This is a genomic window from Acinetobacter silvestris, assembly GCF_002135235.1.
Classification (GTDB): Bacteria; Pseudomonadota; Gammaproteobacteria; order Pseudomonadales; family Moraxellaceae; genus Acinetobacter; species Acinetobacter silvestris.
In genome coordinates this window covers 338,395-348,242 of sequence record NZ_NEGB01000002.1, presented here as the reverse complement: position 1 = coordinate 348,242, position 9,848 = coordinate 338,395, and the positions used below count along the sequence as shown (strand labels likewise).

The following is a 9,848-nucleotide window of genomic DNA, read 5'->3' as shown; positions in this document are numbered from 1 at the left end:
CATGAAACGTCAATATACTTTACTTGCTTTATCCATTAGTGCGTGCTCGATGGCTGTGGTAGCAGCACCTGTACCCAATTCTGGACAGTTGTTACAACAACAGCAGCCTCCAGTATTACCTTTGCCACAGACTGCGGTAGAAGTTGAAAGCGGCCCAGTGATGATGAATCCATCCGATTCAAATGTGCAAATTCCAATACAAAAAATGGTCATTGAAGGTAATCATCGTTTTAGTGCTGAACAATTGCATGCATTGGTTGCAGATGCAGAAGGTCAAAGCTTAACGTTGACACAGCTCAATGAAGTTGTACAACGCATCACCCAGTATTATCAAAGTAAGGGTTACTCTTATAGTCGTGCTTACTTACCGCAACAGACTTTACATCAAGGTGTTGTCAGAATCGCAATTCTTGAAGCACGTTATGATCAAACCCAAATAAATAACCAAAGTCGTACTCGAAATTGGTTAATCGATGCCACTGTTGCACCGTTGGAAGTCGGGACACAAATTGATAGCCAGCAGATGGAACACCAACTGAAACTGCTAAATCGACTCAGTGGTGTTACTACTCGAAATGTACTTATGCCTGGAGCGAGCACAGGCAGTAGCCAATTGAATGTCGAAGTAAAAAATACGGCTTTAATCACAGGCTATGTGGGTGCAGATAACTTTGGCAATGAATACACAGGCAAAGCCTGCTTTAGTGCAGGTATAGCATTAAACAACTTAGCTGGCTTAGGTGATGAGTTGAGTTTGGATGGCATGACCACTGGTTCGGATATGAATTATGGCAAAGTGGGATATGCTTTTACTTTTAACGGTATGGGGACACGTGCAGGTGCGAGTTATTCCTATCTTGATTATAAGTTGGGTAAGGGCTTAAAAGTACTTGATGCAAAAGGTCATGCAGCACAAACCAGTGTGTGGATCACACAACCGGCTTTGCTGACCAATACATCAGAAACTTTAGTCACACTACAATATGACCATAAACAGTTAGAAGATGATATTCAGCTGAATCAATACTACAAGCAGCGTGATATTGATTTAATCACAGCGCGTTTAGATAGTTCTCACTTTGATCAATGGGTAGGTGGTGGCTTAACACAATTTGGTGCGTCAAGTAGTTATGGACGGGTAAAATTTAAAAATGCGGATGCAGCGGCTTTAGATGAGCAAACGGCAAAAACTAAAGGTGACTTTTACAATGTCGGACTTAATCTATCTCGCCTACAGAACCTAGGCAAAAAAGGTACTCAAGCTTATGTTGGGCTTTACGGACAATATAGTCCATACAATCTCGACAGTGCTGAACAATACTTGAGTGGTGGTCCATTTAATGTACGTGGATATGAAGCCAGCCAATTTGCAGGATCCAGCGGATACTATGCAACAACTGAACTACGTCAATCGTTATTCAGTAATGCGAAAAACCAAGTGGGTGCAAAAATCTTTGTGGATACGGCAGAAGTGATCTTAAATGCGGAAAAATGGCAGGCGAATAGTGGTTCTAATCGAACTAGAATTAGTAGTGCTGGACTCGGTTTTAATTGGAATAGTATTTGGAATATTCAAGCCAATGCTGAAGTTGCATTTCCAATTGGCAATACTCCAAGTCAGCTAAAAGATCGCGATGACAATCAGTACTGGTTAAACCTCCGCAAAAACTTTTAAGTTGCATCAATGGTGAATGTGTAAGGTATCGCCAAATAATAACAATAAAGTATCAATACGCATGGGAAGCTTCGGCTTCCTTTTTTTTATTTTTTAAAATGAAAATTCAAGTGTTGAGTTGGCTTAACTGCCAAAAAAAAGTGATCACATGCGGTCATGACAACGGGTCAAAAAATGATTAGGATGCTAAGAGTTAAAATTAAACAACAATGGCAACAAGGAATAGAAAATAATGCTAGCGTATGATGCAGATTTAGAACTTTTTCGCGATAACTTTAAGCGTTTTATGAATGATCATATTGCTCCACATTATGAGCAATGGGAACGTGAAGGCTTAATGCCACGTTCGGTTTGGTCACTGTTAGGGGAAAATGGTTATTTATGTGTAGATGTACCTGAACAATATGGCGGCTATGGTGTTCCAACCGAATATTCATTAATGCTGGTCGAAGAATCTTCACGCGCAGGCTATGGTGCATTATCCACTGCAATCTCATGTCATTCTGAAATTGCTGCACCATACATTTTACATATTGCCAATGAAGAACAAAAGCAATATTGGTTACCTAAAATGGTTTCTGGTGAGGTGGTTGGCGCGATTGGGATGACAGAGCCTGGTGCAGGTTCGGACTTACAGGCAATGCGATCTTCAGCCATTTTAAATGGGGATCACTATCTTCTAAATGGTTCAAAGACTTTTATTTCAAATGGGCAACATGCGGACTTAGTAGTTTTGGCAGCTAAGACTGATCCTCAAGCTCGTGCTAAAGGTGTTTCACTGTTATTGGTGGATACGCATTTAGAGGGTTTTAAGAAAGGCACAAACTTAGAAAAAATTGGTTTGCACTCACAAGATACCTCTGAATTATTTTTTGATAACGTCAAAGTTCCAGCCAATCAAATTTTAGGTCAAGCAGGACAGGGTTTTGCCTATTTAATGCAAGAGTTACCGCGTGAACGTACCGCGATTGCAGCCACAGCTTTGGGTGCTATTCGTGGTGCAATTGATATTACAACGCTATATGTTAAAGAGCGTCAAGCTTTTGGTCAGGCGATAGGTCAATTTCAAAATACACGTTTTGTTTTGGCACAAGCCAAGATTGATGAACTAGCAACAGCGGCATTCTACAATCAAAATTTAGCACTGTATAAAGAACAAAAGCTGGATGTTGAAACTGCAGCAGCACTAAAATGTTTCAGTACGGATATGCAAATGAAAGTCGCAGATAACTTATTACAACTATTTGGTGGCTATGGCTATATGAGTGAGTATCCAATTTCTCGTTTCTTTGTGGATGCTCGTATTCAGCGTATTTACGGTGGAACCAATGAAATTATGAAAGAAATCGTTGCACGCGGTTTGATTGGTCGTTAGAACTAAACCAGAGAGTTGTTGAGGAAGATGCTATGAGTCTCCTTGCTTGGATCATACAATTTGGTTGCCAGTCTTTTATTTATAAATGGATTATTTATTGGGGTAGTGCTTAACAAATTGAAGGCTGGAAAGCTGGACTGATGTTGGAGTGGTTTGCTTGGAATTGGAATGTTGAGCAAATTCGGTTTTACGTTTCAATCATTTGGATTATTTCAGCTATTTGGTTTGTTTTGGGGATTTTTATCCCCTAACTTCGCTTTTTATAAGGTTACTGAAATACCCTAGTTTCGATTAGGGTATTTGTTTATGAAATCGGTGGCTTTTGATTTATAGAGACAGGCAAATGAAGTCTATAGATGTCATTGATTGAGCCGAAATTTTATTCAACTGTATATTTTTAACACGGTATGCTGAAAAGTCGTATTGCGTAACAATTGAAAGCTAACTATTGTTATACTGTTTACATAACCGTTTTGCAGGGCGACATAACAATGATCAACGATGATCAAAACACCACGACTTCTCTAGACCTTTCTAAAATCCGTGAAGATATTGATTCTGTTGATCAACAGATTCAACAACTGATTAACCGTCGCGCTAAATTGGCGGAAGCAGTTGCAAAAGCGAAATTTGCTTCCGAAGAGAATCCAATGTTTTATCGTCCTGAGCGTGAGGCACAAGTTTTACGTCATGTTATGGAACGTAATGAAGGGCCATTATCAGATACTACAATGGCACGTTTATTCCGTGAAATTATGTCTGCATGTTTGGCGCTTGAAGCACCACAAAGTATTGCATTCTTAGGGCCTGTTGGAACTTATACTCATTCAGCCGTGCTTAAGCATTTTGGACAAGATGCCGTGGTTCGCCCATTACCTACAATTGATGAAGTTTTCCGTGAAGTTGAAGCGGGTGGGGCACATTATGGTTTAGTTCCAGTTGAAAATTCATCTGAAGGAATTGTGAACCATACCCTAGATTGTTTTAAAGCATCACATCTTAATGTGATTGGTGAAGTTGAATTGCGTATTCATCACCAATTTTTAGTGTCAGCAAATACTCAAAAAAATAGTATTAAACAAATTTATGCACATCAACAAACTTTAGCACAATGCCGTGGATGGCTTGATGCCCATTATCCTGGTGTGGAGCGAGTAGCACTCAGTTCAAATGCAGAAGCAGCACGTCGTATTCGTAACGAGTGGCATTCAGCAGCCATTGCATCGGACGTGGCTGCAAGTATTTATGACCTCGAAATTTTGCATAGTAATATTGAAGATAATCCTGAAAATACCACGCGTTTCTTGGTGATTGGGCGTGAAAAAGTAGCACCAAGTGGTAATGATAAGACCTCTTTATTGATTTCTGCACATGACCGTGCAGGGGCTTTATTGGAAATTCTGGCACCTTTTGCAAAGCATAATATTAGTTTAACCAGTATTGAAACGCGTCCTGCATTGCCAGAAAAATGGGCTTATGTGTTCTTTATTGATCTAGAAGGTCATGTGGAACAGGACAATGTTAAAGCTGCAATTGAAGATATCCGACCATTGGTTAAAGAAGTTCGAGTGCTAGGTTCATATCCTATTGCTGTGTTGTAAGTAAGGTAATCTGTTTTCGTCATGTCACAAATATTATTTAAAAAAGTTGCATTCATTGGACTTGGGCTGATTGGCTCAAGTTTGGCACGTGTGATTATTGCTGAAAAATTGGCAGATCAAATTGTAGCATCTACTCGCTCACAAAAGACCTTAGATGATGCGAAAGCATTAGGTCTGATTCGAGAAGGTTTTACTGACCCAATTGAAGCGGTTAAAGGTGCAGATTTAGTGGTCTTGGCTTTGCCGGTGCGTGCAACACAAAAAGTTTTGGAAATTATTCAGCCTTACTTATCTGAACATACCATCATTACTGATGTCGGTAGCACCAAGGGTAATGTGGTGGATGCAGCTAAGGCTGTGTTTGGTGAAAATTTACCAGCAGGTTTTGTACCGGGGCATCCGATTGCAGGGGCTGAACATACTGGAGTGCATGCTGGTAAGGTTGATTTATTTGCTAATCATAAAGTGATTTTGACGCCTTTACCGACTAGTGCAGATTGGGCAGTCGAGAAACTGATTCAATTGTGGCAAGCAGCTAAAGCTGAAGTCATTTGTATGGATGTCGATAAGCACGATGAAGTACTGGCGCATACCAGTCATCTTCCACATCTGATGGCGTTTAACTTAGTTGAGCAGCTCGCTAATCGCGAAGATAACTTCGATATTTTTCGCTATGCGGCAGGTGGTTTCCGTGATTTCTCGCGTATTGCTGCCAGTGATCCACATATGTGGCATGACATCTTTTTTGCCAATAAAAAAGCCATTTTAAAAGCGGTGGATGGTTTTGAAGCGCAACTTGCGACTTTACGGAACCTGATCGAAACTGAAAATTCCCAAGCATTGATGGGATTGCTTGGACATGCTCAAGCAGCACGTCAGCATTTCAATCATATGCTCGCCAATCAACCTTTGATGGAGAAAAATAAGGTGACACAACAATTTACCATTTTGCCAGGATCTCAGACATTCAAAGGTAAATTTACCATCCCAGGGGATAAGTCTGTGTCGCATCGCTCGATCATGTTTGGTGCGATTGCGGAAGGTACGACACATGTCACTGGTTTCTTGGAAGGTGAGGATGCACTCGCAACTTTACAAGCTTTCCGTGATATGGGGGTGAGCATTGAAGGACCTAAGAATGGTGAAGTGACGATTCATGGTGTGGGTATCAATGGTTTGAAAGCACCAGCAAGTGCTTTATATATGGGCAATTCAGGCACATCTATGCGCTTACTTTCGGGTATTTTATCTGCGCAAAAGTTTGATTCTGTGATGACGGGTGATGCTTCCTTATCCAAACGTCCAATGGAACGTATTGCTAAGCCATTACGTACAATGGGTGCACAAATTCAAACTACGGGTGAGCGTGGTACACCACCAATATCCATTAGTGGTGGTCAAAATTTACAAGGTATTCATTACGACTTACCGATGGCTTCTGCACAAGTAAAATCAGGGATTTTATTGGCAGGTCTTTGGGCTGCAGGTGAAACTTCAGTAACTGAACCTGAACCAACACGTGATCATACTGAACGTATGTTACGTGCTTTTGGTTATGAGGTGAAAACTGAAGGTAATCGTATTTCACTGCAAGGTGGCGGTAAGCTCGTTGCGACAAAAATCCAAGTTCCTTCTGATATTTCATCTGCGGCATTCTTTATGGTGGGCGCTGCAATTACTGAAGGCTCAGATGTGACCCTTGAAGCGGTGGGGATTAATCCAACACGTACAGGCGTGATTGAAATTTTGAAACAAATGGGTGCTGATTTATCCGTAGAAAATGAACGTATTGCTGGTGGTGAGCCAATCGCAGACATTCGTATTCGTGGTAGTCGTACACTCAAAGGCATTCATATGCCAGAAGATCAAGTGCCATTGGCGATTGATGAATTCCCAGCATTGTTCATTGCAGCAGCATGTGCAGAAGGTCAAACGATTTTAACGGGTGCTGCTGAGCTTCGTGTGAAAGAGTCTGACCGTATTCAAGTCATGGCTGATGGTTTGAAGACTATGGGTATTGATTGTACGCCAACGGATGATGGCATCATCATTCAAGGTAAAGGTAAATCAGGGGATTGGTCTACGATTTTCACGGGTGGTGAAATAGAATCACATCATGATCATCGTATTGCCATGAGTTTTTCAATGGCAGGTTTACGTACTTCAGGAAAAATTAACATTGTAGGTACTGAAACCGTTGCAACCAGTTTCCCAAGCTTTACCGCACTGGCAAATCAAGCAGGACTGGCAATTCAAGTGACTGAATAATTGGTCTAAGATTTGTATATTTGTTCGACAACAGCCAAGCTTTTGCTTGGCTGTTTTGTATTTATTGCTTATGCTCAATCCATACAACAATAATGTCTTTGGATGCAGCCATGAGAAAACTACAATTTATTGCAAACTATGAGCATCATCATGGCTTAAATGCTTGCCATGTTACCCAAGAATACGTGACTAATTTATTAGCAAAGCAACTTTCTCAATATGGCTTTAAAGCAGAGACAAATAAGGATTCAACAGAAAGCCTTGCTGTAAGTGTAGAAAATCAAGCAGTCGCACTGGGTGTGAACTGTCGCTTGAATCAGGAAGATGGATTCTTGTTGTGTGAAATTTCAGCACGTGCAGATGAAGCACAGCCGTGGTTTAAAAAAATTGAAATGCAAAGTGTAATTAAGCAACTAGCCAATGCAGTAGAAAATACGTTGAAAGCAGACCATGCTTTTAGTCAGTTCGAGTGGAAAGTTTGATATGGCATTGTTGTATATTTAATAATATTTATAAATTAGATAGATTTATGCAGCGTCAAACATGGCAAGGATCAATAAACATAAGACTGAGTATTGAACTCAGTCTTAAGGGCATCGGTCAATGATTATGGCACTAATAAAAAGCGCGAGATCGCAATACGTAGCTGTTTTAAATAGCCGGTAAAGAAATGATTAGCACCTGGTAATACCGAAATGATATGGCGTTGCGGTTTTGCCCAAGTAATTAAATCAGATAATAGCGTGGTTGGATCAGCCTCACCATGAACAAACAAAATATCACCTTTAATTGCAGGTGTTTCATAGTGGCGTAACCCTTCAACCGTTGCTGTAGGTAAACCACAAAGAATAACTTGTCTTGGTTTAATTTCATCAGGTAAAGCATGGTACGCTTTTGCCATGACATGTGCGCCAAAGCTGAAACCACCAACATAAAATGGAAGTCCTTTATATAAAGCGCGGACATGCTTAATCACTTCTAGAATATCATCAGTTTCGCCATGACCTTCATCATGAATGCCTTCACTCTGACCAGAACCACGGAAACTTGGACGATATACTACACAACCCTGTTCAACAAGAATTTGTGCGAGTAAAGCTGGGACTTTATGTTGAGGTGTTCCACCTTGAAGTGGGTGAGGGTGAGAAACGACAGCAAATCCTTTTACTTCACCCTGAGGGTAATCGACAAAAACTTCAATTTTGCCCACAGGACCTTGAATGAACAGTTGTTCGGACATAATTTAAACGATGAATAGCAGGAAAACGGTATAGTTTACCGATTATGGCCAACAAAAACACGAATTGGCATTAAAATAATTCTACTGTTATAGTTTGATTAATTATTTTTTGATCAGGAAGACCATGCTCGCCTTAATTTCCCCTGCTAAGACTTTAGATTATGAATCTGCACTTCCAACTGATACGCATACTTTACCAAGACTACTTGACCAGTCACAACAACTTATAGACCTAAGTCGTAAATTATCTGCTTCAGAAATCGCCAGTTTAATGAGTGTGAGTGAAAAAATTGCCCATTTGAATGTCGATCGTTTTCGTGATTGGAATGCTGACTTTAATTTTAGCAATGCACGTCAAGCAATCTATGCATTTAAAGGGGATGTATATACTGGACTGGATGCTTATGATTTGCCTGTAGCCGATATGGAATTTGCACAAAAACATTTGCGGATGTTATCTGGATTATATGGAGTCCTTCGTCCTTTAGATTTGATGATGCCTTATCGTTTAGAGATGGGAACTAAGTTGAAAAACTCGCGTGGGCATAATCTATATGAGTTCTGGGGTGAGCAGATCACAAATTTAATTAATGATGATTTGGAGAATATAAACTCTACCTTGTTGGTGAATATTTCTTCGGATGAATATTATAAATCGGTGAAAGAAAGTAAAATTAAAGCCAATATCATTAAGCCCGTTTTCCTCGATCAGAAACATGGTCAATATAAAGTCATTAGTTTTTATGCTAAAAAAGCCCGTGGTCTGATGGCTCGGTATATCATTGAGAATCAATTGAAAAAAATTGAAGATTTAAAATCATTTAATAGCAATGGTTATTATTTTGACGCTGAAAGTTCATTAAAAGGTGAGTTGGTATTTAAGCGGGATGAGCAAGCTGCTTAATTTGTGGATTTAAGGAGGTTGTTTCCAATGCAAAAATATATTGATCAATTTCAAAAATATTGGGAACAATTTTCTGATTCATTTAAAGGGGATGCTGATCAAACGCAAGCACTTTATGCCATATTATTTGCAGCGTACATCGAGCAGCAAAGGCACTATCATACAGTTCAGCATATTGTTGAATGTCTCAAGCTTTTTCATCAAATTAAAGAACAATTGGATGATCCTATTGCTGTGGAGTTGGCTATTTGGTTCCATGATGCTGTGTATGATCCCAAGGCTTCGGATAATGAGGCGCAAAGTGCCGACTTGATGCAAAATCTCTGCTCAACGCTATTTAATCAAGTTCAGATTAAAAAAGTTGCTGATTGGATTATGGCAACTAAAAAGCATCAACCTTCATCAGATTTAGATTTGAATTATTTGCTTGATATCGACTTAGCTATTTTGGGAAGTGATCGGAAAAGATTTGAAGAATATGAACAGCAGATTCAACAGGAATATTCATGGGTTGAACCTGATTTATATAACATTAAACGGAGTGAGGTACTCCAGTATTTTTATGCCATGCAGCCCATTTATCAAACTGAATATTTTCAAAATATTTTAGAAAAGAGGGCTAAAAATAATTTAGAAACAACTCTTTTAAAGTTTTCTAATGTTGAAATAAAACACTGAAGTATCTTTCGGTATCAGATTATTCAACTTTATTTTCGTGAGATATTTGACTCATGCTTAGAAAGAGTCCAGCTTTTTCAGCGCTCATATCATGCAATAACGTCTAT

At 39.6% G+C, this 9,848-nt stretch carries 8 protein-coding genes; 7 read left to right on the top strand and 1 reads right to left on the bottom strand.

Going from position 1 to position 9,848, the window contains the following annotated elements; translation table 11 throughout:
* Position 1 precedes the first annotated feature (1 nt).
* From B9T28_RS04965 to B9T28_RS04940, 5 genes are all read left to right on the top strand, one after another.
* On the top strand, positions 2-1,675 hold the full coding sequence (locus B9T28_RS04965; protein ID WP_086202845.1) for a ShlB/FhaC/HecB family hemolysin secretion/activation protein: 1,674 nt from the start codon (positions 2-4) through the stop codon (positions 1,673-1,675).
* Between the two features lie 232 nt (positions 1,676-1,907).
* On the top strand, positions 1,908-3,050 hold the full coding sequence (locus tag B9T28_RS04960) for an acyl-CoA dehydrogenase family protein (RefSeq protein ID WP_086202844.1): 1,143 nt from the start codon (positions 1,908-1,910) through the stop codon (positions 3,048-3,050).
* 491 nt (positions 3,051-3,541) lie between these two features.
* Complete coding sequence (gene pheA / locus B9T28_RS04950) at positions 3,542-4,651, top strand: prephenate dehydratase (protein WP_086202843.1); 1,110 nt, start codon at positions 3,542-3,544, stop codon at positions 4,649-4,651.
* Between the two features lie 21 nt (positions 4,652-4,672).
* Positions 4,673-6,919 (top strand): bifunctional prephenate dehydrogenase/3-phosphoshikimate 1-carboxyvinyltransferase, encoded by a 2,247-nt coding sequence (locus B9T28_RS04945; protein WP_086202842.1) that lies wholly within the window; start codon positions 4,673-4,675, stop codon positions 6,917-6,919.
* 110 nt (positions 6,920-7,029) lie between these two features.
* Positions 7,030-7,401 (top strand): hypothetical protein, encoded by a 372-nt coding sequence (locus B9T28_RS04940; RefSeq protein ID WP_086202841.1) that lies wholly within the window; start codon positions 7,030-7,032, stop codon positions 7,399-7,401.
* Between the two features lie 125 nt (positions 7,402-7,526).
* Here the strand turns inward: B9T28_RS04940 and B9T28_RS04935 are convergent, their stop codons facing one another.
* Positions 7,527-8,159, bottom strand: a complete 633-nt coding sequence (locus tag B9T28_RS04935) for an alpha/beta hydrolase (protein ID WP_086202840.1) — start codon at positions 8,157-8,159, stop codon at positions 7,527-7,529.
* A gap of 124 nt (positions 8,160-8,283) precedes the next feature.
* Here B9T28_RS04935 and yaaA point away from each other — a divergent pair, with 124 nt between their 5' ends.
* On the top strand, positions 8,284-9,063 hold the full coding sequence (yaaA, locus tag B9T28_RS04930; protein ID WP_086202839.1) for a peroxide stress protein YaaA: 780 nt from the start codon (positions 8,284-8,286) through the stop codon (positions 9,061-9,063).
* A gap of 27 nt (positions 9,064-9,090) precedes the next feature.
* Positions 9,091-9,741 (top strand): HD domain-containing protein, encoded by a 651-nt coding sequence (locus B9T28_RS04925; protein ID WP_086202838.1) that lies wholly within the window; start codon positions 9,091-9,093, stop codon positions 9,739-9,741.
* The last annotated feature ends 107 nt before the right edge of the window (positions 9,742-9,848 follow it).

Coding starts and splice junctions, on each gene's coding strand:
- B9T28_RS04965 (WP_086202845.1), top strand. CDS start 2: ATGAAACGTCAATATACTTTACTTGCTTTATCCATTAGTGCGTGCTCG.
- B9T28_RS04960 (WP_086202844.1), top strand. CDS start 1,908: ATGCTAGCGTATGATGCAGATTTAGAACTTTTTCGCGATAACTTTAAG.
- pheA (WP_086202843.1), top strand. CDS start 3,542: ATGATCAACGATGATCAAAACACCACGACTTCTCTAGACCTTTCTAAA.
- B9T28_RS04945 (WP_086202842.1), top strand. CDS start 4,673: ATGTCACAAATATTATTTAAAAAAGTTGCATTCATTGGACTTGGGCTG.
- B9T28_RS04940 (WP_086202841.1), top strand. CDS start 7,030: ATGAGAAAACTACAATTTATTGCAAACTATGAGCATCATCATGGCTTA.
- B9T28_RS04935 (WP_086202840.1), bottom strand. CDS start 8,159: ATGTCCGAACAACTGTTCATTCAAGGTCCTGTGGGCAAAATTGAAGTT.
- yaaA (WP_086202839.1), top strand. CDS start 8,284: ATGCTCGCCTTAATTTCCCCTGCTAAGACTTTAGATTATGAATCTGCA.
- B9T28_RS04925 (WP_086202838.1), top strand. CDS start 9,091: ATGCAAAAATATATTGATCAATTTCAAAAATATTGGGAACAATTTTCT.